Annotated in this window: 24 protein-coding genes and 3 pseudogenes; 11 read left to right on the top strand and 16 right to left on the bottom strand. The window is 41.9% G+C overall.

What is annotated here, in order from left to right:
* Together H6G96_RS36395 and H6G96_RS36390 are read right to left on the bottom strand one after the other, a co-directional pair.
* On the bottom strand, positions 1-622 hold a 622-nt coding region (locus H6G96_RS36395), incomplete at its 3' end, for a protein kinase (RefSeq protein WP_190918840.1).
* Positions 623-737: 115 nt separating this feature from the next.
* The gene (locus H6G96_RS36390) at positions 738-971 is read right to left on the bottom strand and encodes a hypothetical protein (RefSeq protein WP_190918838.1); all 234 of its coding nucleotides are present in this window, start codon (positions 969-971) and stop codon (positions 738-740) included.
* A 210-nt stretch (positions 972-1181) separates the two neighbouring features.
* Here H6G96_RS36390 and H6G96_RS36385 point away from each other — a divergent pair, with 210 nt between their 5' ends.
* The 3 genes and pseudogenes from H6G96_RS36385 to H6G96_RS36375 all read left to right on the top strand — a co-directional run bounded on the left by H6G96_RS36385 (position 1182) and on the right by H6G96_RS36375 (position 3159).
* The gene (locus tag H6G96_RS36385) at positions 1182-1325 is read left to right on the top strand and encodes a hypothetical protein (protein WP_190918837.1); all 144 of its coding nucleotides are present in this window, start codon (positions 1182-1184) and stop codon (positions 1323-1325) included.
* A gap of 55 nt (positions 1326-1380) precedes the next feature.
* Positions 1381-2514 (top strand): annotated as a pseudogene (locus H6G96_RS36380) (ISAs1 family transposase).
* 297 nt (positions 2515-2811) lie between these two features.
* A complete protein-coding gene (locus tag H6G96_RS36375; protein ID WP_242063568.1) occupies positions 2812-3159 on the top strand; it encodes a four helix bundle protein in 348 nt (115 codons plus the stop codon).
* 48 nt (positions 3160-3207) lie between these two features.
* On the opposite strand, the pseudogene H6G96_RS36370 reads toward H6G96_RS36375, so the two are convergent.
* The 6 genes and pseudogenes from H6G96_RS36370 to H6G96_RS36345 all read right to left on the bottom strand — a co-directional run.
* Positions 3208-3504 (bottom strand): annotated as a pseudogene (locus tag H6G96_RS36370) (transposase family protein); the annotation flags it as partial.
* Positions 3505-3864: 360 nt separating this feature from the next.
* Positions 3865-4041, bottom strand: coding sequence for an Mrp/NBP35 family ATP-binding protein (locus H6G96_RS36365; RefSeq protein ID WP_242063567.1), 177 nt, complete (start codon positions 4039-4041; stop codon positions 3865-3867).
* 16 nt (positions 4042-4057) lie between these two features.
* Positions 4058-4945 (bottom strand): polyphosphate kinase 2 family protein, encoded by an 888-nt coding sequence (locus H6G96_RS36360; RefSeq protein ID WP_242063566.1) that lies wholly within the window; start codon positions 4943-4945, stop codon positions 4058-4060.
* Positions 4946-4974: 29 nt separating this feature from the next.
* Complete coding sequence (gene ssuC, locus H6G96_RS36355; RefSeq protein WP_190918833.1) at positions 4975-5760, bottom strand: aliphatic sulfonate ABC transporter permease SsuC; 786 nt, start codon at positions 5758-5760, stop codon at positions 4975-4977.
* Positions 5757-6914, bottom strand: a complete 1158-nt coding sequence (gene ssuD, locus H6G96_RS36350; RefSeq protein ID WP_190918831.1) for an FMNH2-dependent alkanesulfonate monooxygenase — start codon at positions 6912-6914, stop codon at positions 5757-5759. The genes ssuC and ssuD overlap by 4 nt, the downstream gene beginning before the upstream one ends.
* 95 nt (positions 6915-7009) lie before the next feature.
* Entirely contained in the window at positions 7010-7915 is a 906-nt protein-coding gene (locus tag H6G96_RS36345) for a sulfonate ABC transporter substrate-binding protein (protein ID WP_190918829.1), read from the bottom strand.
* A gap of 1070 nt (positions 7916-8985) precedes the next feature.
* Between H6G96_RS36345 and H6G96_RS36340 the strand changes: the two genes are divergently transcribed.
* Complete coding sequence (locus H6G96_RS36340) at positions 8986-11271, top strand: FAD/NAD(P)-binding protein (protein WP_190918827.1); 2286 nt, start codon at positions 8986-8988, stop codon at positions 11269-11271.
* A 56-nt stretch (positions 11272-11327) separates the two neighbouring features.
* On the opposite strand, the gene H6G96_RS36335 is transcribed toward H6G96_RS36340, so the two are convergent.
* From H6G96_RS36335 to H6G96_RS41950, 4 genes are all read right to left on the bottom strand, one after another.
* A complete protein-coding gene (locus H6G96_RS36335) occupies positions 11328-12512 on the bottom strand; it encodes an acyl-CoA dehydrogenase family protein (RefSeq protein WP_190918825.1) in 1185 nt (394 codons plus the stop codon).
* A gap of 195 nt (positions 12513-12707) precedes the next feature.
* Positions 12708-13916: an SfnB family sulfur acquisition oxidoreductase gene (locus H6G96_RS36325; protein WP_190918821.1), complete on the bottom strand. Its 1209-nt coding sequence runs from the start codon at positions 13914-13916 to the stop codon at positions 12708-12710.
* 259 nt (positions 13917-14175) lie between these two features.
* Positions 14176-15273 carry a dimethylsulfone monooxygenase SfnG gene (sfnG, locus tag H6G96_RS36320; RefSeq protein ID WP_190918819.1) on the bottom strand — a complete coding sequence of 366 codons (1098 nt, stop codon included), beginning with the start codon at positions 15271-15273 and terminating at the stop codon, positions 14176-14178.
* 518 nt (positions 15274-15791) lie between these two features.
* On the bottom strand, positions 15792-15953 hold the full coding sequence (locus H6G96_RS41950) for a nitroreductase family protein (protein WP_242063565.1): 162 nt from the start codon (positions 15951-15953) through the stop codon (positions 15792-15794).
* A 563-nt stretch (positions 15954-16516) separates the two neighbouring features.
* Here H6G96_RS41950 and H6G96_RS36310 point away from each other — a divergent pair.
* Positions 16517-17470, top strand: a complete 954-nt coding sequence (locus tag H6G96_RS36310) for a D-2-hydroxyacid dehydrogenase (RefSeq protein ID WP_190918818.1) — start codon at positions 16517-16519, stop codon at positions 17468-17470.
* Positions 17471-17643: 173 nt separating this feature from the next.
* Here the strand turns inward: H6G96_RS36310 and H6G96_RS36305 are convergent, their stop codons facing one another.
* The 3 genes from H6G96_RS36305 to H6G96_RS36295 form a co-directional block, all read right to left on the bottom strand.
* Entirely contained in the window at positions 17644-18189 is a 546-nt protein-coding gene (locus H6G96_RS36305; RefSeq protein ID WP_190918816.1) for a hypothetical protein, read from the bottom strand.
* A gap of 225 nt (positions 18190-18414) precedes the next feature.
* On the bottom strand, positions 18415-19218 hold the full coding sequence (locus tag H6G96_RS36300; protein ID WP_190918814.1) for a hypothetical protein: 804 nt from the start codon (positions 19216-19218) through the stop codon (positions 18415-18417).
* Between the two features lie 32 nt (positions 19219-19250).
* A complete protein-coding gene (locus tag H6G96_RS36295) occupies positions 19251-20066 on the bottom strand; it encodes a hypothetical protein (protein WP_190918812.1) in 816 nt (271 codons plus the stop codon).
* Positions 20067-20779: 713 nt separating this feature from the next.
* On the opposite strand from H6G96_RS36295, the gene H6G96_RS36290 reads away from it, so the two are divergent.
* The 6 genes from H6G96_RS36290 (at position 20780) to H6G96_RS36265 (ending at position 26454) form a co-directional block, all read left to right on the top strand.
* Positions 20780-21559: a class II aldolase/adducin family protein gene (locus H6G96_RS36290; protein ID WP_190918810.1), complete on the top strand. Its 780-nt coding sequence runs from the start codon at positions 20780-20782 to the stop codon at positions 21557-21559.
* Between the two features lie 52 nt (positions 21560-21611).
* Positions 21612-22712, top strand: a complete 1101-nt coding sequence (locus tag H6G96_RS36285) for an LLM class flavin-dependent oxidoreductase (protein ID WP_190918808.1) — start codon at positions 21612-21614, stop codon at positions 22710-22712.
* 6 nt (positions 22713-22718) lie between these two features.
* Positions 22719-23153 carry a heme-binding protein gene (locus tag H6G96_RS36280; protein ID WP_190918806.1) on the top strand — a complete coding sequence of 145 codons (435 nt, stop codon included), beginning with the start codon at positions 22719-22721 and terminating at the stop codon, positions 23151-23153.
* A 20-nt stretch (positions 23154-23173) separates the two neighbouring features.
* On the top strand, positions 23174-24358 hold the full coding sequence (locus H6G96_RS36275) for an LLM class flavin-dependent oxidoreductase (RefSeq protein WP_190918803.1): 1185 nt from the start codon (positions 23174-23176) through the stop codon (positions 24356-24358).
* A gap of 345 nt (positions 24359-24703) precedes the next feature.
* Positions 24704-25714: an aliphatic sulfonate ABC transporter substrate-binding protein gene (locus H6G96_RS36270; RefSeq protein ID WP_190918801.1), complete on the top strand. Its 1011-nt coding sequence runs from the start codon at positions 24704-24706 to the stop codon at positions 25712-25714.
* Positions 25715-25911: 197 nt separating this feature from the next.
* Complete coding sequence (locus H6G96_RS36265; protein ID WP_242063564.1) at positions 25912-26454, top strand: HAD hydrolase-like protein; 543 nt, start codon at positions 25912-25914, stop codon at positions 26452-26454.
* Between the two features lie 322 nt (positions 26455-26776).
* On the opposite strand, the pseudogene H6G96_RS36260 reads toward H6G96_RS36265, so the two are convergent.
* Positions 26777-26882 (bottom strand): annotated as a pseudogene (locus H6G96_RS36260) (IS5/IS1182 family transposase); the annotation flags it as partial.

Below are 26882 nucleotides of genomic sequence, written 5' to 3'. Positions count from 1 at the left end.
TTAACAGTTCGTAGAAGGTTACGCCTAGCGAGTAGAAATCGGTGCGATAGTCGAGCATCCGGTTCATCCGCCCGGTTTGCTCTGGCGACAGATAGGCAAGCGTGCCTTCTAACACATGGGGACTTTTGAACGTCGGATTCGTGCGATTAAATTGGGTCGCAATCCCAAAATCAATAATTTTGACAACGCCAGTATCCAGATTGAGGACGATGTTTCCAGGGTTGATATCTTTATGAATGATATTGGCTGCATGGATTCTGCCTAGAATGTCGCAAACAGCGATCGCAAGACCGAGAAAAGTGGATAAAGGCATGGGGCAGAATATATCTGGACGCTTATGCATCCATTGCTCTAGGGACTCTCCCCCAAAATCTTCTAAGAGAATCACCAGAGTGCGTTGATAGTCCTGCTGGCTGTATGCCTTGATAACTCCTTCCAAGTTAAGGGAGCGGGTAATTTTATATTCCTGTCTGTAGCGGGTTAGTTCTTGGGGAGAGGGATAATCAAGCTTTAGCATTTTTACGACGATCCCTACTCCATCATCTCTGATACCCCGGTACACTAGAGAATTGTCACTTTCGTATATTTTGTTTTGGATAGCAATACCAGGCAGAGTGATCATAGAGCAACTCTCGAGAGGATAATCTGGTACACCTCAAACTATACAGTAATTTTCTATTCCGAAAATAATTACTTACTGTTTAGTAATCGAGAACAAATTTGATGAAATAAAAGATTTAAACTCTGATTTCAGACTCCAAAACACTCAATACTTTCTCTTCCAGCCCAGTCAAATAAGCCCGATTCAGCTTCCCCAGCATCTCCAAAAACTTCTGCACCAACTCCTCCAGCCCACTCGAATACACCCGACTAATGCGATCGCAAATCACCTGCATCTGCTCACACTCGGTAGGCAGGTAATTGTAAGATTTCAGGTGCTGCAAACCAACCGTGTACCAGGGCAAACGCATCTAAATATTGACGAGCCTGAATCAGGGTGAAATACGCCAAGACTCAAACTACATAAGGCTTTGAGGAAATTAAATCTCACTGATTATAAAAATGATAATCATTACGAGGGGAGAGTTAGAGGCAGCCGACGGCTGCCTGAGCTTTCACGGTCAGTTCTCCACTCTTCTACCCGGATTTCTCACAGTCTGATTCTCAATAGTTTTAGATTAATGACTAGGAATCATGAGAAGATCAGCACAAAGAAAAACTCAATTTATGCGATCGCCAGCGCGTTGGACGGTTACACCATCGCCCTCCCAATCAAAGTGACTTTTACAGATGCTGTGAAAGTGAGGACGGCTGCCCTTGATTGAACGTGGTATTCTCACATTTATCAGAAAGAAGAATTACGTTCTTATTCTCCTCTCTATGAAGCTAAAACCCAAAATTACGATTGCTGACCATTTTGCAGTGATACAAGATCCACGAGTAGATCGCACCAAACGACATAAATTAATCGATATCATGACCATTGCCGTATGTGCTGTGATTTGTGGTGCGGATGGTTGGGTAGCCGTAGAGACTTATGGCTGTGCAAAGTATGAATGGTTAAAAACATTTTTAGAATTACCAAATGGGATTCCGTCCCACGATACATTTGCAAGAGTATTTGCACAAATAAATCCTCAACAGTTCCAGGAATGTTTTCTGAGCTGGATGAAATCAATACAGAAGATAACTGATGGTGAAGTTGTCGCGCTTGATGGGAAAACTTTACGTGGTTCTTATGATACAAGTAGTGACCAAAGCGCAATTATAATGGTAAGTGCCTGGGCAACTACAAATAAATTAGTGCTAGGACAAGTAAAAGTAGATGAAAAATCAAATTAAATTACAGCAATTCCAGAATTATTAAAGGTATTAGAACTGTCAGGATGTATTGTGACCATTGATGCAATTGGCTGCCAGAAGGAGATTGTGAAGCTAATCACACAGCAAAATGCAGATTATGTAATTGGGTTAAAGAAGAATCAAGGAAATCTTTATGATGAAGTAGAAAAACTATTCTCTTCAGGCATAGCTACAGGATTTGAGGGGATTGCACATAGCACATATAAAACAGAAGAAACAGGGCATGGTCGTCATGAAATCCGCAATTACGTAATGTTCTCTCAAATTGAGTCTCGGCTTAACCAAGATTCAATTTGGTCGAATTTTAATAGTGTTGGCATGGTAGAATCTGTCCGTTTATTCAATGGTGAAACAACAGTTGAAACTCGGTATTTTATCAGTAGCCTTGAGTCAGATGCTAAACAGTTTGGTAATTCTATTCGCAGTCATTGGGGAATTGAAAATTCATTACATTGGCTATTGGATGTTGCCTTAAGAGAAGATGACTGTCGAATTAGAAAAGATAATGCTCCACATAATTTTGCAATTCTCAGACATATTGCAGTTAATCTTTTAACTCAAGAGAAGCGTGTCAAACGCGGAATCAAAAATAAACAGTTTCTCGCGGCGATGGACAACAAATACTTACTAAGTATTTTAGCGTTAGCTTAAAATAATACATCAAAAGTTGAGTTGAATATTTTACATAAGAGTTTTATTTATTCTCTAAGTAAATATATTTTTATGTGGCTCATGATTGAATTATTTTAGTATTGATGATTAATCATTCGGTCGAAGATAAGCTAATTCGCATTTTAAAAAATACTTGATTTATTTTATTTATCATTCCATCAATTTTTACAATTATCTATGTCATTTTGGAATCTCCCTTAGTTTTTATTAGTAAATAAGATGCGTTTGCCCTGTCCCAGATACACTTTGCTACAGCATTCATCATCTTCCCACCTTTTGTATTTCACTCAAGCGAGAACCGCTATAGTTAAAGCTTGCACTTTCCTAGATGAAAAATCTGGTGTTTGCCGTACTTTATCAAAGCAGTTGTTACGAAGTGGTACTGCGATTGGGGCTAATGTAAGAGTTGCTCAATCGGCACAATCTGATAAAGATTTTCTTAGCAAGCTAGAAATTGCGCTAAAAGAAGAAAGAGAAACTGAATACTGGCTGGAAATATTAATAGAGTCAGAACTGGTTGATAAAAGTAAGTTTGAGTCCTTGCTTCAAGAAACTAGAGAAATTGGAAAGATTCTGGTTTCATCTACTCGAAAGGTAAAAGAGAAAATCAACAAGCTCAATTAATTGCGAATTGCGAATTGCGAATTGCGAATTGGTTTGACCCCCTGGACATGACTGAAATTGTTGAGGATTCAACTGTGCAAAGACTCTTGCAAATGTGTCGTGTGTTCGCGTAGCGTCTCCGTTACGAGATGGTATCCCATTTGGTAGCTCTAAAAACGTTTTTAACCACTCAGACTTTGCACATCCGTATGTTTCAATTGCCACCCAACTATCTGCCCCACATATCACTGCACAAATGGCAATAGTAAAAATATCGATTAGATTATGACGTTTTGTACGATCTATTCGTGGATCTGACATCTGTGCAAAGTGGTCAGCAATTGTAATTTTGGGCTTGAGTTTCACGCCTTCCGTGGGGCTTTATTGTTACTTTTACAATGACTTTACCATCAATGCCCTATTGCCTACCCTTCATACCACACGTGATCGCTGCCTTTATCCTTCATTTAGTATCTATGTACTATATTTAGATGCGTTTGCGCTGTTCAGGAAGATTGCTGCTGTGGCTGATTTATTTATATTTCTACTCATTTTCATTCATCAAGGTCGCAAATAATTTACCCAATTCAGAAATAGTTATTTATGGACTGGATACCAAGATTTACTAAGCAATGAATCGCACGTCCTCAAGCAGAAAGCTGAGAAACTAGAAGCCCAACCAGTGCTGGCGTAAGCTAGATAGTTTTAAACTAGGCTGTGAAATATCTACGCAGCCTGGTTTTTAAAAGTTGCATTAAGTGATATTGCAATTTTTCTAAAAATTTCACTGGCTGGGGAAGCTTGTTCACTAATTGCGATCGGATTTCCATTATCTCCACCGCTAAAAATGCGGGGATCAATGGGAATTTCTTCCAACAGAGGCGCTTGTAATTCTGCTACCAAAAAATTGCTCTCATGCTTAATCCGGAACCACAATATTTTCTAAACCCTTTTCTGCTAATGGAAATTGTGGGTTCATTGCTTCTAGAGTGTCTGCAATCGTTCGAGCTACTACTAAGTTACGATACCACTTATTGTTTGCAGGTACGACATACCAGGGAGCATGAGCAGTCGAGCAATTGTTAATCATCTCTTCAAATGCCGCTTGGTAGTCATCCCACAGTACCCGCTCTTTTAAGTCGTTGCTGGAAAACTTCCAATGCTTATCTGGATCTTGTAACCGACTTTCCAAGCGTCGCTTTTGTTCGTCTTTAGAAATGTGAAGGAAAAACTTGATAACAGCAATGTTATTGAGTGTCAGCATATGCTCAAACTCATTGATTAATTGATAGCGATTGCGCCAAATATCCTCCGGTACTAGCTGTTTGACTCGTACAATTAACACATCTTCATAATGAGAGCGATTGAAGATGTTAATCATCCCCCGTTGTGGTGCCCTCTGGTGGTAGCGCCAAAGAAAATCATGGCTCAATTCTTCATCGTTGGGCTTTTTGAATGACCAAACCTGACAGCCTTGTGGGTTAAGACCACCGAATACATGTTTGATAGTACCGTCTTTACCCCCGGTGTCCATCGCTTGCAGCACAATTAGCAAACTACGTTGGTGTTCAGCGTAGAACCGTTCTTGCAAATTTTGCAATCGTTGACGCTGCTTTTCCAGTTCTTCCTCGATATGCTTCTTTTTCTTGTAGTCCTCAGAGGCATTTGGATCGAAATTAGCCAAGGTGATGGGCTGTCCGGGATGAACTCGGTAGCGAGGATAGTCTGGTTTAGGTGGTGGCTCATCTACAACAATTTTTTCAGGTGCCATTTCCTTGGCATACTCAGTTGTAATTTTTGCTTCCAAACTTTTGCCTTATTACAGCCAGCTAAACTTTAAGCAGCTTGGTAATTAGAATCCCACTTTAACCATTTTTCTTCTAAAGCTTTGGCAGCCACATCTGCTAACTTACCCAACAAGGCATAAAGCAAAATGCTCAAGACAACCACATCAGTTTGCATAAACTCACGAGCGTTCATTGCCATATACCCAATGCCAGAGTCGAGTGTGATAGTTTCAGCAACAATCAAGGTTAGCCACATAATTCCCAAGGCATAACGCAGACCAACGATAATTGAACCTAATGCGCCTGGGAAAATGACTCGCTTAAATAAAGACCAGCCGCGTAAGCTGTATGATTTCCCCATTTCAATCAGTTCTGGAGCAACCGTGCGAACTCCGTGAAAGGTATTGAGATAAATGGGAAAGAATACTCCCAATGCGACAAGAAAAATCTTAGCTTCTTCGCCAATGCCAAACCACAGAATCACGAGTGGGATTAACGCTAAGTGAGGAATATTCCGAATCATCTGCACTGAGGTGTCCAAATACTCCTCTGCTGGACGAGCCAATCCATTAAGTAATCCCAAGCCAAAGCCAATACTACCTCCCAGCAAGAACCCAATCACAGCCCGGATTGTACTGATAATCAAGTTTCGCCATAGTTCCCCGGAACGGGCTAAACGAACTCCTGCAAGTATTACATCTGAAGGGGCAGGCAATACTCTTGTAGAAAGCCAGCCAGATTTTACCAGTAATTGCCAAAGAATAATTAGAACAATCGGCAAAATCCAAGGTTTTAGCTGCCGAAACCCTAGTTGATAAAATCGATTTTTTTTCATTTTGAAGCTCCTTCTGCGGTACGTTGTTGCTTAGGAAAATCTTGGTTGGCGACAATTTCACCAAAAGGACTTAATACTTGCTGTTGTGCTGTAGTAGGTAAATTCTGAAGTGGTAAGCGGGGAAAGAGTAATTCTGCTACTCGATAAGCTTCTTCTAAATGCGGATATCCCGAAAGGATGAAAGTTTCAATTCCCAGTTCGGCGTATTCCAACATCCGTGCGGTGACAGTATCGGGATCTCCTACTAAGGCTGTACCTGCGCCACCTCGCACCAGTCCGACTCCTGCCCAGAGATTAGGACTGACTTCCAATCCTTCACGACTGCCACTGTGCAGTTGCGTCATGCGACGTTGCCCAACGGAATCTAAACGAGCATAAACTTTTTGAGCTTTAGCGATCGCTTCTTCATCGACATATTTAATTAAATCATTGGCAGCATCCCAAGCTTCGCTCTCGGTTTCTCGGACAATGATATGTAAACGAATCCCAAAACGTAAAGTTCTACCTTGTTCGGCAGCTAGCTTCCGAACTGCGTTAATCTTCTCAGCTACCTGTTGCGGTGGTTCTCCCCAAGTCAGATACACATCAATGTGGTTAGCTGCAATTTGCTGGGCGATCGGTGATGAACCGCCAAACCATAAAGGAGGATAGGGCGTTTGTACAGGAGGAAAAAGTAGCTTACCGCCTTTGATTTGGAAATATTCACCATTGAAGTTGGCTTCTTCACCAGTCATAATTGCTCGCCAAATCGACAAAAACTCATCTGTCAACTCATACCGAGCTGTGTGGCTGAGATGAACTCCATCACCAGCCAATTCCACCGGATCGCCCCCCGTGACGACGTTTATCAGTAAGCGTCCATTGGATACGCGGTCAAGTGTAGCCGCCATCCGTGCTGCCATGCCAGGAGACGACAGCCCAGGACGAATTGCCACTAAAAAACGCATCTGTTGAGTTACTGATATTAAGGATGATGCGATAATCCAAGCGTCTTCACATGAGCGTCCTGTGGGAAGTAAAGCACCCGTATAGCCTAGATGATCCACAGCTTGAGCAATTTGACGCAAGTATGGATAGGTAGCAGCACGCCCTCCTGTTGCTGTTCCGAGATAGCGCCCATCACTGTAGGTTGGAATAAACCAAAATAGTTCCATTGATACTGAACTCCTTGAGTGTTTTAGCTATAACTGCAAGAATGCGATCGCCTACAGTGGAGCGTAGCCCATCGCTTATGTAGCTTGAAACATTTTTAATTAGGCTTAGGATCAGACACCATAGCTACTTGACTGACATCAATTTTTTTAGGAACCAATTTCAGACGATAAAAAGTATTAGCAAGCTTTTGTTGATAAGCAACAACTTCCTTGGTAATGAGTTCTAAGCCATAAGCTCTTCTTTTTGCTACCTGCTCTAAAACACCAGCATCAATCCCAATTAAAGGTGAGAGTATTTGTGCAACTTCTTGTGGTCTAGATTTTGCCCATTCATCTACTTTTTTAATTTCCTCTAAAACGAGTTTCAGGCGGTCAGGATGCGTTTTGGCAAAGGCTTGAGAAGCAAAAAGGAACTCTCGATTTTCGACTATATTTGTAGCATCTGCAAGTATTCGCGCCCCTGTAGCTTGTTCGGCAGCAGCAAAGTATGGGTCCCAAATCGCCCAGGCATCAACCTTTTTTCGTTCAAATGCTGCTCTAGCATCAGCTGGAGGAATAAAGACTGGTTCAATATCGGTATATTTCAAATTAGCTTTTGCCAATGCCTGTACAACTAGATAATGCACATTTGAGCCTTTATTTAAGGCAACTTTTTTGCCTTTTAAATCAGCAAGATTACGAATTGGAGAATTTTTTGGAACTAAAATTGCTTCACCTTTGGGATTAGGAGGTGAACTGGCAACATAAAGCAGAGGTGCGCCAGCTGCTTGAGCAGATATGGGAGGTGTTTCTCCTGCATGACCAAAGTCAAGCCGACCCGCATTTAAAGCTTCTAATAGTTGTCGCCCAGCTGAAAATTGATTCCATCGCACCGATAACCCCATTGATTTTAACTTTTTCTCTAAATCACCTTTTGCTCTTAAAAGACTGAGAGAGCCAAACTTTTGATGACCAATACGAACTACCTTTTCTGGATCTTGACCTATGCTAAATGATGGCATAGATGCATAAATTACCGAAAGATTTGGAGAGCAAGCAGAAATTATCAAACTCAAGCTGAGACTAACAGTAAATAGAAAGGTAAATGTTTTGCTTGAATGCTTTTTGAATAAACCTATAATTTTGTGCCCTTTTAATACAAGCGCAGAAAAAAAATTCTGATTTAGAAACATTTCGTCCTCAATTTAAAATAAAATTTATACTTAAAAAGTATTAAAGGCTTAACTAACTTTCATTAATATTGAGAGTAGTTTAAACTACAGTAAGCCGACAAATTTAATGTAGTATCTAGCTAAAGAATGATATTTTTCTGCTTCGATTATTGTCTTTTGAGAGTGATGGAAGAGCGCTAACTAGGGGAAAAGCGTTATATGTTAAGTATTCTTCTTTAGTTCTTAGTTTTGACTATGCAACCCCTACCCTTGACACCCTTATACCATTTAACGAAAAATCTGATCCAGATGTAAACCTTGAAAGTATTGCTGTATCTAAGTTTTTTAATTGCGAATTACGTTAGCGAGGTACGAGTGTCATTGTGAATTGTGAATTGGTATTACACCCTCTCATCCTTACGGATTTAGCAAGAACAAGCCTGCCATTCACCTATAGAGCTTGCTGCCGAGATTGAGCCACGTATACCATCGAAGCGATCGCAATATCTACTCAGTAAGCCCTGAGCCGATGCACGAACTTATCCTCATAATCCATTTATGATTGAGGAAAAATAGAGCTAAAACAAGTTTTATGTCAGTCATTGCAAGGAATTGCGATTGTTAGCAGGGAATCGTCCCTTAATTATTCCAGATACAAGCAATAACTTCTCTACGAATTAACGGCGCTATTGTGATTTTTGCCCAAGCAATCGCACTAACGGATTAATCAATCAATCATCAGGTATTCGGTTACGTTAAATACAACTACTGTTAATTTATCAATTAAATGTATTTAATGCCTGATATCAAGGTATTATAAGAATTTATAATAAATTCAAGTCTAATTTTTTAGCTGGGTTGGAAAAGCATTTAGTTCCAGTAAAGAGACAGCATAACTATTGATTCTAGCTAAGACCGCCATGAACCCTAATTTTTTAACTGCCCATACTCCAACCGTGATCGCTATTGTTGGCGGAGGTTTTAGTGGTTCTCTAGTTGCTACCCACCTATTGAAAACTGCCAGTCAACCCCTCACCATTAAGCTGATTGAGCGTAGCGATCAAATTGGCAAGGGAATCGCCTACAGTACAGATACCAACTGTCATTTGCTGAATGTATCGGCAGGTAACATGAGTGCATTTGCCCACGATCCAGGGCATTTGTTACGTTGGCTTCAGCACAACCGCGATGAGTTAACAGTATTTTTTTCAGAAGAAGTTAATGCCAGTACCTTCATACCTCGTAAGGTCTATGGTTTATACATTCAATCGGTTTTAGCAGAAGCAGAAGCCACAGCACCTAGTGATGTCCGACTAGAACGCTTGAGCGATGAAGTAGTAGGGGTACAGCCTGAAGAAAAAGGCGCAATGATTTCTCTACGTAGTGGTCGCTGTTTTGTCGCAGACAGAGTTGTGTTGGCATTGGGGAACTCACCTTCTGCACCCCCTGCTATTCAAAACCCAAACAGTAATGATGATTATCTGCGTAATGCTTGGTCAGCCGATGCCCTAGCAGACCTTGATGCTGATGCGCCTGTGTTGCTAATTGGTACGGGACTGACGATGGTGGATATGGTTTTATCTCTGAGCGATCGCCAGCATCGAGGTAAAATTTATGCTGTGTCCCGACGAGGATTATTTCCCCTAAAACATCAAGCGGCTCAACCTTATTCCTGCTTCTTGACGCTAGAAAATTCACCAAAAAGTGTGCGCGACTGGTTACGTCGGCTGCGTGCCGAGGTAGAAATTGCGGCTACCCAAGGCTACGACTGGCGAGCAGTAATTGACTCTCTGCGTCCGATAAATCAAAAAATCTGGCAAAAACTACCGACAGAGGAACAGCAACGTTTTTTGCGTCATCTTACACCCTATTGGGATGTGCATCGTCATCGCATTGCCCCACAAGTGGCGGATGTTGTAACTGAAATGCTGGATTCTGGTCAACTCAGCATTGCCGCCGGGCGGATTCGGGAATATCAAGCTTTGCCGGACGGTGTAGCAGTGACTGTGTGCCAGCGCAAAACCCAAACTAATAATATCTTAAACGTCCGGCGAGTGGTGAATTGTACAGGGGTAGCAGCAGATTATCGCCGATCGCCTCATCCTTTGATTACTGATTTGCGATCGCAGAAATTAATTCGCCCCAATGCCATCGGTTTAGGATTAGATACAGATACCCACGGTGCTTTATATGCAGCAGACGGTAACGTTTCGACGCTGTTTTATACCTTGGGAACCCCGCGCAAGGGCGATTTGTGGGAAACTATCGCTGTACCAGAATTACGGGGACAGGCGCAAGAATTATCTAAGGCGTTGTTGCAATCACTACCAGTACGTGTGCGGACTATTCCGACGATGCCTTTATTAAGCGAACGTAGTGCAGAGATACCGCAGTCAACTTTCGTATTTCGGCAATTTTTTGACCCTACAACTAGTAGTTATACTTACTTAATTGGCGATCGGCAGACAGGAGATGCTGTTCTAGTCGATCCTGTATTAGAGCAAGTTGACCGCGATTTGGAATCATTGTCTGAACTGGGGTTAAAGCTACGCTACTGTCTAGAAACTCACCTCCATGCCGACCACATTACAGGGGCAGGCAAACTCAGGCAACAAACAGGCGCTCAAGTGATAGTTCCCCAGAATACTGCTGTGACAAAAGCCGATCGCTCCCTTGTCGGTGGCGAAATCCTAGAGGTGGGATCGGTAATCATCGAAACAATTTTCACACCAGGACATAGCGCCAGTCACATAGCATATTTGGTGAACAAAACCCATCTGTTAACTGGTGATGCCTTATTTATTCGTGGTTGTGGACGCACAGATTTTCAGGGAGGCGATCCTGGAACTCTATACGATGTAGTGACACAACGCTTATTCACCTTGCCAGATGATACTTTGGTATATCCTGCCCATGACTATAAAGGGCGCACTGTTTCTACCATTGGCGAAGAAAAGCGGCTTAATCCCAGATTTAGCGATCGCAGTCGTAGTCAATTTATTACCATCATGAATAATCTCAAATTGAGTTATCCCCAAAAGATGAATGCAACAGTACCTGCGAATGAATACTGTGGTGATTTTATTCCTCAAGAAAGCTTAGACCTGGCTACGAGTTCGGCAACAGATGAAGAACAGAAACAAATAGAACTCACAGTCATGACTAATACAGAAATTTACAATGATTACTTTGCTATGTATATTTAGTAGTCAAATATGACGAAAGTTCCTTCTGGATATTTTTTCATTTGGCAAGGGAAAAACTATGAATAAAAGTTGGGTTTTGGCAGTTCATCATTTAATGCCCAGTTTCCTATCTCTTGAATTTTGTAATCTACTGGATCGTGGAGAGTGAACGTGCGGAGATTACGCCAATAGCGATCAAAGCCATATTTTGCATTAGTAGCGCTTGCGCCCATAACTTCAAATATCCGGTTGGTAGTGTCTAAACCGACTCTAGTGGCGACAACTTTGGCAGTAGCGACACTAAGGGCACATTCTCCCCGTTGTTCTGCGGTAAGTGACCATTCCTGCTCCCAAGCTGCTTGTAGTAATTTTCCCGCCTGCTCAGTCAGATACACGGCTGCTTGGAGATCAACCCATATTTTGCCATAGTGCTGAAGAATGTAAGGATCTTTGGTTGCACTCTCTACACCTGATGTCACCCAAGGTTTTGTATTAGTGCAAGTATATGTTTTAGCAGCTTCAAATGCCCCTTGTGTAATTCCCAGGTAGATATTAGCAAGGTTCAATTGAGTTAAGCAGGCGCGAATCGTGTTAAAGGGTTGACTGGGTTTTTCTCTACTACCAAGAATTTCGTCAGGATAGACCAATACATTTTCAAAAATAACACTACCACTATCTGTTTGACGTTGTCCTATATTATCCCAATCATGATGAACAGTAACGCCTTGCCGTTGGGTAGGAATTACCAAAATATTCAATTCACCAGTTTCTTGATCAGTGGCAGTGATCGGCAATATATCCGAGTCTTGAGAGCCAGAGCAAAAGCTTTTAATCCCGTTAAGACGGAAATAATCATTTTCTGGTGTCAGAGTAGTTCTTTTATCTAAAGGGTTAAGGGCATTGCACCAAAACCAATTATTCTGAATAGTTTCTGAGTAATATCGCTGTTTTTGCTCTGCCGAACCAAAGATATGAGGAATTACTACACCTAGATGGTGGTAAGAAAAGACGTGAGCAATGGAACTATCAACCTTAGCAAACTCGCGGGTAATTTGCAGAACGGTAATCCAGTTTTGCCCTAAACCACCGTACTCTGTGGGTACGATTAGTTTAAGCAAGTTGCTTTGACGCAAGCGATCGCGTTCATGTTTTGGTGTTCCTCCCTTAACATCCCGCGCTACAGCAGTCTGGGCAAATTCCTTTGCTAAAGACTTAGCTAAATCAAAATAATTTTGAAATTCTTTAGTTTCGATTAATTGCATCCTTTGCAACTTCTCCTATTAATCCTATGTGAGGAGCAACTATAAATTTGGATAAAAAAGCTTGAGACTTACAGTATTTTTTAAAGTTACCATACCTCATAGTATCAACTTGAATAATGTTGGATTTATCAAGAGCAAAGTATTCAGAGGTAAATATTACCTCTGAATACTTTGCCCCAATAGAGAATACGGCAATTACAGCCAAGGATGGCGTGGAGGGTAGACACCATTGAGGAAGTAGTTACCAACAGCGTAGTATTTCCAACGGACGGGATCGTGGAGTGTGTGAGCGCGGGCATTTCGCCAGTGGCGATTGTAGTTGAATTGCTCCAATGTAGATTTAGTACCTGCTAGTTCAAATAACTTGTTGGTAGCTAATAATGCTGCTTCCGTTGCCAATGCTTTGGCTTCTGCAACTGCGATCGATGCTTCAACTACCTTGGGTTCTTCTAAACCTGACTCGTTAGCAATGTCGATAAACTCACCGGCACGTCGCAGCAATGCTTCAGCAGCGTGAACCTGAATTTGGACATTGCCTAAGTTATACAGCGTTAGCGGGTCTTCGTATCCTTTTTCTAAATTGCTGTCAACCCAAGGGCGAGTATGGTTGCGGACAAAGTAGATGGTGTCACGGACTGCGGCTTTGGCAATCCCCACGTCTACGGCGGCTTGAATAATTTGCGCGAGCGCACCCATTGGTGTTGCTCTCTCAAAGGATAAGTAGTGCGGAATTACATATTCTGCCTTAACTTTCACATTTTCAATAATGGTAGTGCCGCTAGCAGTGGTACGCTGTCCGAAGCTCGTCCAGTCATCAAGTAGGGTCAATCCTGGGGCATCTCTTTCGACAAATGCCACCACTGTCTTACCATCTGAATTGCTGGCAATGACAGGAACCCAATGTGCTAGTAATGCCCCAGCAGAGTAATATTTACGTCCGTTGAGTACGTAGTCAGAACCATCTGGCTCTAACTTTGTCTGCACATCAGTGACAGACTTAGTGCCAATTTCCGAGAAGGCGTTACCAAACCGTTTACCTTGTAAAACCAAATCAAAGAAGAACTTCTTCTGCTCATCTGTGCCATCCAAGCGAACTGCTTCCACCATATAGAGGTGGTTTTGGGGAATTTGACCAAGGCTAGAGTCGGCTTCGGAGATGATTTTAACTACTTCTGCCAATGTGGCATTCGACACAAAAGCACCACCATACTCTTTCGGGACTGTAATTCCCCACAATCCACTTTGAGAAAATTTTTCTACTTCTTCAGCAGGTAAACGCCGATTTTGGTCGCGTTCTGAGTCTCCCTTGGCAAACTCAGCTGCTAATTCGTGAGCGATCACGATCGCTTCTTTATCATCTCTAATAATGTGCGCCTTCTGTTCAGTATTAATTACTGATGTCATAATATAGCTCCTTCTTGATTGTGATTAAATAACTGACAACGGAAAAACGAATCATTCCAAGCACAGAGCAGGACACTTGCGGCTTGAGCAAAATTTTCGTGATACGTAGGAATTAGAGTTTGAAAGTTATTTTGCGTAACTTCTAACAGATTGAATCTGAATTTTTGTAGGGAAGGGCTTAACTATTGAATGATTTACCAGTTAAAGCCCGGATAAATTACACAACTACTTACAGAGGTAGTAAACTCTTGATAATCAGCTACACCACAACTAATTCATCAGCTGAACGACGATTAGCTTTCAATTCGCGCACAATTGGTATTACTGTCTTACCAAATGCTGGCAAATCATCTGTGTAGTGTAAGAAGCCGCCAAGAATTAAATCAACTCCCACTTCATGGAACTGGCGAATCTTTTCAGCGGCTTGTTCAGCCGTACCAATCAAGCCTGACCGAAAGCCATCGTTATACTGCACCAAGTCTTCAAAATTGGAATTCGCCCACATTCCCTGACCTTCACGACTAGAAGATCCCGCCTGTTTCACCGCTTCGCCAAATCCTTTCACCGCCTCTACATCGGCTTGGGCAATAATATCGCGCAATACTTCATGGGCTTCTGCTTCTGTATCTCGCACGATGATAAAGGAATTCAAACCAAACTTAATTTTGCGTCCTGCAAGACTCGCTAATGCAGACACTTCTTCAATCTGCTCTTTCACACCTTCTATGGTGTTACCATTCATGAAATACCAATCAGACACCCGGCCAGCCATGCGCCGTGCAGCCTTAGAGTTACCACCTTGGAATATCTCTGGGTGTGGATTCTGATTAATTGGTTTAGGCTTTACCCAACCGCCGTTAATGCGGTAAAAGTCGCCCTTAAAGTGAAACTCATCCTCAGTCCACAAACCTTTGATAACGCGGATAAATTCCTCTGAACGACGATAACGTTCGTCATGGTCTAACCAATGTTCACCATATATAGTGAATTCATCTTTGAACCAGCCGCTAACTACATTCAGAGCAAACCGACCATTAGAGAGAAAATCAATACTGGCACCCATTTTGGCAACTACTCCCGGATGCCACAATCCAGGGTGAACTGCTGCAATTAGCTTTAATTTCTTGGTGACTGGAGCTAGGGCTGACACGGTTGTTAATGCCTCTAGCTGGTACTCTGCGCCGTAGCTGGCAATAAATCTGGCTTGTGCTAGAGCATATTCAAACCCGACTTCTTCAGCTGTTTGAGCTAGTTGAGCATTGTATTCATAAGTCCAATCTGTGCGTTGGGGAATTTTACTTACTACTAACCCCCCGCTAACGTTGGGAATCCAGTATGCGAACTTAATATCTACCATAATTGTACGTTTGTAATTGAGACTGCTTGGTTATTTGTCTAAGTTTGCAATTGAAGCAAAAAAGCCTAATTTGCGATCGCTAACAAATCAGCTAAAACTTAATCGGGCAAAATCTTAGCCAAAATCGAAAGCTTGAGAGCGGCTGTAAAAACTACTCTGAGTTTAGAAGTAGACAATTTTAGGATCTGATGGTGCTAATATACCATAACCCGATCGCACTACCGTAGTTTTCAATGAATCAGACTTTATCACAACAATTTTTCCCATGTCGTGATTCGATATACTTAAATTCCATTTCACTATTCCAAAATGGAATACTGCCCAATTTTTCTTGGTGTTTAATTATTATTTTATACTTGGTGGCTGTCACCTTTATACAGTCAGGGCAAGCAGAAATACAGAACTCAACAAAGTATCAGTACCGGAGCATTTTTCGCCCATCCTTCATTAAACTCAACCAAAGTACTAAGTAGACGATTGTATTCAGTTGAGTCATCTTTGGTGGCAACAATAAAGCTTCAAGGCTGATGATTGTAGGAAGAAGGTGCCCAACGGGCTGCTTCTAGCAATGAGAGTAGTTTATCCTGCTCAACTAAGTGATCGGCAAAAGCTCTAGGACTCCAACGGCTCTGGATAAAGTTATGAACAGGGTATTGCGTTTGGACAAGTTTCTGCGTCATTTTAATGAATTTCCTTATCGATACTCAGTAAGTTAGCAATTGAAGATAACTAGGATTAAGAAACGGAAATTTTTAGCCTTCTTTTACAAAACTTAGTAAAGCTAAAAATCTAGGTTTTCATTGATTTTTAGATATAAATAGTGAGACAGCATGAGTAATCCAGCATTGCAGAAGAGAAACAACTTTGTTGATTAATTGTATAATACGGTAAATCTATCAATTTAAAGTATTATGCTGCCAGTGGCGATCGCTTTCTTTGATATATTGCTTGCACTTAATGGCAAGTTAGAGGAACTAAAGGAGTGCGAACACCACCCTGGGTAAAACTTTGGGGAATTTATTATGAGCAACAAGCACATTGAAGTTAAACCGATAGCTGGTTTCATCGGTGCCAAAATCAGCGGCGTAAATATTTTGCCCCCCTCTGCACGATTAAGCAGTTGCTGAAATTCGTTAAGCACTTCTGAGCAGAGGCTTCTTCTGCTCAGAATTTCGGGAAGACAAGGAGGCAGGAGAGACAAATACCCAATGCCCATTGACTATTTAGTGTGAAGGATTAACCCGTGATCAAACTAATTTTACCGATAGAACTTACTGCCGAGATTGAGCCACACCTACCATTGGATACAAAATTTGTGCGGGTAGATAGTGATGGTAATTTTGATAGCGATCCTAGTGATGCTGAAGTTTATCTCAATGGGTTTAAATTGAAACCGACCACTCTACATAAGGTGCTGGCAGCTGCTCCTGGAATACGTTGGCAACAGACTCCTAGTGCTGGTGTGAATCACATTTTGACACCGATTTTTCTCGAACACGATATCATTCTGACTAATGGCGCGGGGGTTCATGCGATTCCGATTTCGGAATTTGTCTTAAGTTTGATCCTCTATCACGCCAAACAGTTACGGCAATTGCAAGCTGCTCACGACCAACGTACTTGGCGAAAAAGCTGGTTAGTATTGCCAGAGTTGGCAAATTCAACTGTATTAATTCTTGGTACTGGAAACATAGGCCAAGCGATCGCAGCTCGTATTAAACCATTTGGGGCGAGAGTTTGGGGCGGTCGTCGTCATCCACAACCTCTACCAAATTTTGATAAAATCGTCGGCACAAATGAATGGCACGCATTGTTGCCAGAAGTTGACTATATAATTGTGGCGACGCCTCTAACACCAGAAACCAAAGCCTTAATTGATGAAACAGTACTGCGATCGCTACCCAGTCATGCTTATTTAATTAATGTCGGTCGCGGTGCAGTTGTAGATGAATCAGGATTAACAAAGGCTCTCACTGAAGGCTGGATTGCAGGTGCAGGATTAGACACAGTTTCTATTGAACCACTACCGCCAGAAAGTCCTCTATGGTCGTTGCCTAACTTGTTTATTACACCCCATACTTCCGCAATTACCCCAGCATTGAAAGGACGCATTACAGACTTATTTCTTGATAACTTAGAGCGTTACCGAGGCAATAAGCCTTTACGGAATGTAGTCAATAAGGAAGCAGGATACTAAATAATACCCAATATGGTTCGGATAAACATTTTTCACTTTACTTGTGGTCTGGGGAAAGGGGAAGGGGTAAAGGGTAAAGGATGTATTCAAAACATTTCCCTTTTTCCCTTTCCTTTTAACCGAACCGTATTAATTCCCTACCCTGAAGGGGTTTCTAATACATCAGGTGTGCTTTACCACTTTTGCTCAGGAACCCAGTTGTAGTTTTTATCTTTAACATCAATTTTCTTGGGAATAACCTTGAGTTCGTAGAAACTGTCTGCCATGTTTTGTAACCCTATGAGAACTTCATCAGTTACAGGTAATACTTTGCGATCGCCTCCAGCAAAAACACTACCTGTACCGCCGCCACCGCCAAAAATAATCGCACCTACACCCATTCCCTCAAGTAAAGGTGCAGTCGAGGAAAATTCATTCCAGGTTACAGAAATACCTTGAGGTTGTAAGCGCTTCTCTAGACTACCTTGGGCTTTGAGGATATTCAGCAGCGCCATCCCTTTTTGATGCCCCATTTTCAACACAGTTAACTTGCTGGCTTGGGGTTTTTCTGTTGGTGCATTCGCTGAATTACTGGGAGCGCAAGATGCGATCGCTAAACTCAAGCCTAAACCCATAACAAATAGTAATGCAAACGAGCGAATTCCAGGTTGCTTAAAAAACTTAAACAAACCTCTCTTGTTGAGCCAATTTAAACACTGATTTAGCTGTTTTTTGAGCATATTTATTCCTTTAAATTTTGGCAATAACTCTGCATTGAATTATATTTTCATACATAGAAAAATTCTATTTTAATTTATTGAAATTAAAATCTAACCATTAAGTGTAGGGTGTTTTGTACCATAGATTAACGCACTGCAAAATGCTGAAAATTAGTCGGTACGGCGCTTGACGAAAACACACCCTACTACTTTATTTATTTGGTTCAAATTGGTAATAATAGCAACTTACTTATTAATAGAAGTAAGTTGAAGATGAGGAATATCTAGCAAATAGGAAAGTACTTCTTTACGCCAAGCATCATATATTGGTTCAATGCCTTGGCTATTAGAGCCATTAAAGTTTTCTGCATCTTGCCAGCGCTGTTTTATATAAGCAGCACGTCGTTGTTGAATTTCTTCATCCAGTTCTAATACTTGTGCTGCAAGTTCAGCGCGTTCATTAGGTGAAGCTTTTTCAAACTTTTTGCGCCACCAATTAGCAATTGTCACGCGATGAATTGCTTCATCATCACTAAATCTTTCACTACTTTGTTGTGCTAATACTGCATCACCAATTGTTGATGTCAGTTTATTAAACCAAACTTGGGGCAAAATATGATGTTCATAGTGTAGTTCCCAAGCAATAAATCCTAGCCAGTTACGATAGGGTACATCTTCAAGAAATTCCCAGTGGCGTTCTGCTTCTTTGCGGATATCGTCAATCGGATCGCGTCCAGTCAGCGCAATTATTCTTTCACGAAAAGCGATCGCGTGTGCGCCGTCATCACCAATTTGTCTACTCAAAATTAAATGCAAATCTGGGTCAGGAATCAATAAAATTGCCTTACTCGCAGCTTGCACAATAGATAAATCATGACCACCAGTAGCAGCCCAATATTGATAGAAATGCTCTTTTTCTTCTTCTGTAATTGGCGGACGGCTAGGGTGTTCACGAGTCAATGGAACGTCTGGCGCGTACTGCCTAAAGAGTTTTTCCAGGTTTTCTTTTTCAAACTCTACAGTCCAGCTTCGAGTCAAAATTGCAGGCATAATAAGTTCCTTGAGTTATTGTGGATTACGTTTTAATCGTCAATGCTTACGAGTTTGGGTAGCTGAGAAACTGGAATATCTAAGAAGTAAGAAAGTACCTCTTGTCGCCAAGTATCGTAAATTACACCCGTTTCCTCCACTTCAATATCCAGCGCACGACGGCTAATCTTTTCATGCTCTTTGAGATAGGGATTGCGACGGCGTTGCACTTCTTCGTCTGCTTCTATTACCTGTGCAGCTAACTCAGCTTTTTCTGTTGAAGAAGCTTTGTCAAATTTACGTAACCACCACTCTGCAACACCTGCACGGTGGAATGTTTCATCTGGGATGATTCTCGCTGTCGCAAAGCTTGAAGATTGTAGATCGTATAGTCGTGACAAACGCCGATTTAATGAGCCAATGGCAACAATATGATGTTCATAATGCAGCTCGAAAGCTAAAAAGCCTAACCAGCCACGGCGGGGTATATCTCCCATAAAATCCCAATGCTTTTGTACTTGCTTTTGAATATCTTCAATGGGATCGTGACCAAATAACGCTTCTACACGGCGACGAGTATTTTCTGCATGTGCGCCATCATCACCTAATTGGCGACTTAAAAATAACTGCAATTCCGGATCGGGAATTTTATCAATAACGTTGGCGACAACTTGCACAATAAATAGGTCATGGGCTGCACCACCAACGCGAAAATGGTAGAAATTCTCTAGTTCTTCTGCTGTGGCGATCGCTTTTGGCTCCTGTAACCGCTTTTTTGGAATATGGGGAGCATATTTATCAATTAACCTATCAATAGTTTCATTTTCAAATTCAATTGTCCAAGCTGGACGGGTGATAGTAGCAGTCATATTTTGCGCCTGTGTGTGAGTTGTTCACTTATGTCGAAGAGAGCCGATTAATCTGCCAATTTTAAACTTTTGTAACGCGAATTTATCAGTTGCAATCTCGCGTATTTTCCTTGTTTGCTCGTAAGATGTATTGTGCTATCCAATTTGTTGTTATCAACACATTTTCTGCAACTGTGGGATAGTCTTTGGCTCATAATTAGGTAGGGTTTGAAAGAATGGTGAGTCTGCTCTAAATGGGAATTTAACTCCCATAGCTAGGCTCAGGCAAGCTTTCCAGAACCTTTATAATTGGCACTTGGCAGTTAATTTTTAATTTCTTGAACCTGAAAGTACTGTAAACCAATCGACAAATCGTATTTTATAAATATGAGATTTGCATATATGACGATAAAAAACAAGGGGTGACAGTCTTAAGCTTGCTTCTTCAGGTAAAGTATGGTAAGTTCATATTGCATAAATACAGTATCTTGACTGACTTACCGTAGTTGAATAATAAATGTTACCAATCTACTCCAAAGAGCTGCTGTGCTAGATAATTTCAAATCTAACTTTGGGTAAATAATAATGAGACGGAAGATTTTATTAGCCCTGTGCGATCGCGTCTGTTAAAAAAATTAATCAAATAATTCTGGCAATAGTTTGACGTTGCAGCCATCTGAGTCGTAACTAGCTGCATTTATTAAATAATCTTCTATTTATAGGAATTGAGAATCATGGTACAAACTTCCATCGTCCGCAATGGTACTCTTCTTAAACCACCAACCTTTACCTCTGTAGAAGCAGAGCGTCGTCATCGCAAAGAACGCTTGGCTGCTGCGTTGCGAATCTTTGCCCGTTTAGGTTTTGCCCAAGGACTAGGAGGACACATCACAGTCCGCGATCCTGAACTCACTGACCATTTTTGGGTCAATCCTTTTGGTATTCACTTCAGTCGCGTTCGTGTATCAGACTTAATCCTAGTGAATTCTGAAGGTAAAGTTGTTCAAGGTGATGGCGCACTTAATCAAGCAGCTTATGCTATTCACTCGCAAATCCACGAAGCCCGTCCAGATGTAGTAGCGGCGGCTCATGCTCATTCCTTCTATGGCAAAACTTGGTCATCGCTAGGTAGGTTAATCGATCCGATTACCCAAGATTCTGCTGTTTTCTACCAAGATCATGCTTTATTTGATGATTACAAAGGCGTTGTGTTAGATACCAGTGAAGGAAAACGCATTGCAGAAGGATTAGGTAATAGCAAAGCCGCAATTCTCCGCAATCATGGATTATTAACCGTAGGACACAGTGTAGACGAAGCAGCTTGGTGGTTTATCCGTCTAGAAGATGCTACTAAATCCCAGTTATTAGTAGAAGCCGTAGGTAAACCCATCCCCATTGAACACGACCTCGCCTTAAGTATTCAAAAACGTAATGGTAGCCACGAAGCAGGTTGGCGTGCATTCCAATATTTATGGGATGAAATTACCCACGATCAACCAGATTTATTGGAGTGAAAGGGAACAGGGAACAGGCAATAGAGAATAGGGAGTATTCAGGAGCATTATCATGCCAGTTGAGTTCATCGGGTTAATCCGCACCAAACCTGCTTCGGAGTTAAATAGTGTACCGGGTAATCTGGGGGATGACATTATTGACCCCAGATATGTACGTGAGTTTGCCCAAGCCCATGAAAAAGGCGATTTTGATAAAGTATTAATCGGCTATAGCTCTAGTAGCCCTGATGGTTTTACTGTTGCTACCCATGCAGCTGCATTTACCGATCGCTTAGGCTTTTTGATTGCTCATCGACCAGGTTTTGTAGCACCAACTTTAGCAGCACGCAAAGCAGCTACCCTCGATCATTTCACTAATGGTCGGATTGCGGTGCATATTATCACTGGCGGTAGTGATGCTGACCAGCAAAAAGATGGCGACTGGCTTGACCATGACAACCGTTATCGCCGTACTGATGAGTATCTCGAAATTGTCCGTCGTGTCTGGACAAGCGATACACCCTTTGATTACGAGGGTGAATTTTACCGTGTTAAAGATGCTTTCTCCGCCATCAAGCCACTGCAAAAGCCCCATATTCCCCTTTACTTTGGTGGCGCATCTGGCCCAGCAGTAGAAGTAGGAGCCAAGCATAGTAGTGTATATGCTTTGTGGGGTGAGCCAATTGCCGCAGTAAAAGAACGGATCGCTCTAGTTCGTGCGGCTTTACCTCCTGGTCGTTCTATCCGTTTTAGTGTATCTCTGCGTCCTATCTTGGGTGTGACAGAAGAACAGGCTTGGGAAAAAGCCAGAAATATTTTAGGACGAATTCAAGAACAACGAGGAGGTGCAAAAGTCGCTCCCCCAGCTAGACCACAGGCGGTAGGATCGCAAAGGTTACTGGATTTCGCAGCTAAAAGCGAAATCTACGATAAGCGTTTATGGACACCGATCGCTGCTGCTACTGGTGCTGCTGGGAACACAACTGCACTAGTAGGAACACCGGAACAAGTTGCAGAAGCTTTAGTTGATTACTATGACGCAGGTGTAACTACCCTGTTAATCCGAGGCTTCGATCCGCTACAAGATGCCATTGATTATGGACGCGAAGTCATTCCTTTAGTACGGAAAGAAGTAGCCAAACGAGAACGCCAAGCTGTTGCAGTTGGAAGATAAAAAATTATGGTACAGACATCTACATCTACAAGAACTGTTGAATTAATTACAGTTGATACCGCATTAGCAGCAATAAAAGCAGGTTTAAAAGAAAGCCAAAATCTAGGTGCTGACGTATCTATTGCTGTTTACAACTCGCTTTTAACTTTGGTAGCCTTTGCACATGGTGATGGAGCGCCACCTCATAGTGTAGAGACTAGCAAACGCAAAGCACAAACAGCAGCTTCAATTCGTCGCCCTACAGGAAATTTTGCCGATCATCTGACTGTGGCATTACCGTTAGCTTCTGGCAACTTATTAACAAATCTCGGTGGTGGTTTGCCCATCCGCTTTGGCGGCGTGCATGTAGGAGCCATCGGTGTTGGCGGTGGTACTGTCGAGCAAGATATTGCCATTGCCAAAGCTGCGTTGAGTGCGATCGGTGCGGAACCAATAGATTAGTTATCTACCTAATTTGAGCAATGATTCTTAGCCATCACCCCGGTTCAATTGTCGGTAGCGATCACTTTCTGGCTCCGACAGATTTTGCCAACAGCCCCCTCTCCCAAGCATTGCAACAGCCTGTATTGTTGGGGTTATTTCTCCCCATTCAAGCAGGTGGTTGGAGTGCCTCCACACTACCACGCACTACAGACTGGAGCTTTGAATATAATAAGGCTTTAGTGCTGCAAGCCGAAGCGCTGGGGTTTGATTTGATATTTGCGTTGTCACAGTGGTTACCCAAAGGTGGCTATGGCGGCGTGTTCAACGGCCAAGCCCTGGACTCTTTTGTGACCACAGCTGCACTCACGAGTCTGACACAGAAGATAATGCTGATCTCCACTATCCATGTGTTGTATGGGCCGATTCATCCCTTACACTTAGCCAAGTATGGCGCAACACTCGATCATATATCAGGGGGTCGCTGGGGTATTAACGTAGTGACTGGACATCGCGCTGTTGAACACGAGATGTTTGGTTGGAAGCGCATTGAGCATGACCACCGTTATGAACTTGCAGCTGAGTTCATCGAAGTGCTGCAACGCCTGTGGGGTGATGACGAGAACTTCTCATTTGAGGGCAAGTCTTCGTGGAAGCTCAATGATGCCTATGTTACACCTAAGCCGAAATATGGTCGTCCAGTGCTAGTCAACGCTACAGGCTCAGATGCAGGAATTTCTTTCGCTGCACGTTATTCTGATATTGTGTTCATCACCAGCCCCGCAGGTTCAGATTTCAAGAGCGCCATTGAAGCGTTACCTACACATACTAAAAGAGTGAAGCAGGCTGCACGCGATATAGGGCGGGAAGTGCGAACCCTCCTCAACCCAATAGTAATCAGCCGCGAAACTGAGCGCGAAACTTGGGAGTACCACGATGCGATCGTTGCTCATGCTGACCCATCTGCACCTTTGGGCTTTAGCCGATTCAACAGCGACGCACACGCTTGGAAGGGTCGCGTGGATAAAGATGAACCAAAGCGCCGGGCTATTGGCGGTAACATCGAGGTCATCGGTACACCTGAGCAGGTAGTGAAGCAGTTTGTAAAGTTGAAAAATGCTGGTGTTGATGGGTTGCAGTTGAGCTTTTATGACTTTAAGCCAGACCTGGAATTTTTTGGCGCTCGCATCTTACCTCTGATGAAACAAGCGGGTCTAAGGTTATAAGTTGCTTGTAAATCAAAATGTATGCCTATAAATATATGAATTAAATATAGCAGCCCTAAATGATTTGTGAAAATTATATATCTCTTTCTCTTTTCTTCCCTTTGTGCCCTTAGCGTACTTTGCGGTTCGTTTTCTTATTTATATTTTTCACGAATCAAATAGGATTGCTATAGCAAAAGAATTTTGCTATTTAATTTTTTTATAAAAATTATTATCAAATTTTTATACTGCTTTCCAATTTAAATGTCGTTGATATGGGAAGTACTTATAAAGTATTTATCTCAAATAGCGAAGATTTAGCTATTGAGATATGGACTTGTTAACATCATTAAAAATAGTGCTGATATGAAACTAAAACGTCGTGGTTTACTGGGTTTGGGTATATCAACAGCAGCTTTAGCTGCTTGCAATAAATTTGCTAATGCTCCATCAAATAAATCTAGTGGTAATCTTGTAGCAGCTAACACTGATGCGAGTTCTACAAAACTGCGTCTAGGTTTTCAGCCACCATACGTTGCTGTATATGCACTTAGAGAACAAAAGTTATTGGAGAAAGCCTTTGCAGGACAATCAACTAATTTTGAGTTTCGTCGTATGCTGTCACTCAGACCATTGGCAGAAGCGCTATCTGCTGGCGCTCTAGATTTAGGTTTGGGTGGGACACCAATAGCAGCAATTGCTAATGGTCAACCTATTAGGATAATTGCTTTAGTTGAGCGTAGCCCAAAAACCCATGCTCTATTAGTTCTCCCTAATTCCCCAATAAAAAAAATTGCTGATTTAAAAGGTAAAAAACTCGGTAACCCGTCGGGAAAAAGCTACTATTTTGCAATCAGAGTACTAGAACGTGCGGGACTGAAAGATACTGATGTAGAATGGGTGCAAATTGAGAACGATGCAGGTAGATCTGCATTATTATCAGGTGCTATTGATGTTTGGGGAACATGGGACCCTTTCTATGCTAGTGCTGAAGTTGCTAAAGAAGTAGTACCCTTAGTTGATGGGGAGGGATACCAGTTAAATTATGTAGCTCTGTTTGGGCGGATAGATTACATAGAAGAAAATCCAGAGGTTGTACAAAAGTTTTTGCAAGCCTATAAACAAGCAATAACTTGGGCAAAAAATAACCGTCAACCAGCTGTAGATATTCTGGTCAAACAAAATAAGTTATCGCCAGAAGCGGCTGACTTAACTTTCAGTCGTCGTAACCTGATACTTGAACCTCCAAATAATGAGTATCGCCAAGAGTTGCTCGAGCAATCCCAATTACTCACTCGTCTTGGACTGATTGAGCAACAGCCAAATTGGAATAAAGCGATTGATACAACATTGGCTCAAACTGTAGTTGCATCTTAATACTGTAATATTAAGCAATGTACTCAAGTTAAAAAAGTCTAGCATTGACAGCATTAGTTGCATGGATAACCATTAATGAAACTTTAAATGTAATTCAGAGCGTGGGGATTGGTGTTGTCACATTGGGTATTGCGTTACTTAGTGCAGAAGGTTTTGTGAAATCGCTCAAAATTAGGGATTGAATTGGGAATTAAGATATGCCTTTCTCCGCTATCCTTTTTGATCTTGACGGGACTTTGACAGATCCGAAACCTGGCATCACTGGTTGCATTCAGTATGCACTCTCTGAACTCGGTTACAAACCACCGAATGCTGATGAATTACATTGGTGTATCGGCCCACCACTGAAAGATAGCTTTTCGCAATTACTCAATACCTTGGATAGCACAGTAATTGAACAAGCTATTTTACATTATCGTCGTCGCTTTGCCACAATTGGACTATTTGAAAACTCCCTTTATCCACAGATTACAGAAGCCCTAAAAACCATTCGTTTTGCTGGTTATAAAACTTTTGTTGCTACTTCTAAACCATATATTTATGCAACGCAAATTATTGAATATTTTGGCTTGTCATTGCTTTTTGATGGTGTTTATGGTAGCGAACTTGACGGAACGCGAAGCATAAAAGGGGACTTAATTCACCATATTTTATTAACAGAAAAACTTTTACCATCTAGTGTGGTGATGGTAGGCGATAACTTCGTTAAGCTTCTCTACGAGACGCTCCGCGAACGCTAACGCTCACATGACATCACTGGAGCCAAGCGCCATCACATCGCCTCAATTGGTGTCACTTATGGCTATGGAACTGAGGAGGAATTAAAAACTCATGGTGCTGATTGGATTGCCCATTCTCCAAGTGATATTCCCAAATTAATAATTCGTAAATAATGCCACCATCTTTAACACTTTTCCATAGCTTACTTCTATTTAGTACCGCTTTCATTGCAGGCGGCTTAAATGCTGTAGCGGGTGGCGGGAGCTTTATTACCTTTCCAACTCTTATCGGCTTTGTTGCGTGAATGAAAAAAAGACATACTAATCCGATAGTGGAGTAGTATTAGTTTTCTACTTTGTAACTGTCCGGCTTGCCTAACTGGATCATGCGGTTAAGCGCAGCACATTGGAGAAATAATTCAACAGCTTGATTATCAAAGAAACGTCGT

Source organism: Nostoc sp. FACHB-892 (assembly GCF_014698795.1).
Lineage (GTDB): Bacteria > Cyanobacteriota > Cyanobacteriia > Cyanobacteriales > Nostocaceae > Nostoc.
The sequence above is the reverse complement of the archived record's forward strand: the minus strand, read 5'-3'. Positions and strand labels throughout refer to the sequence as shown.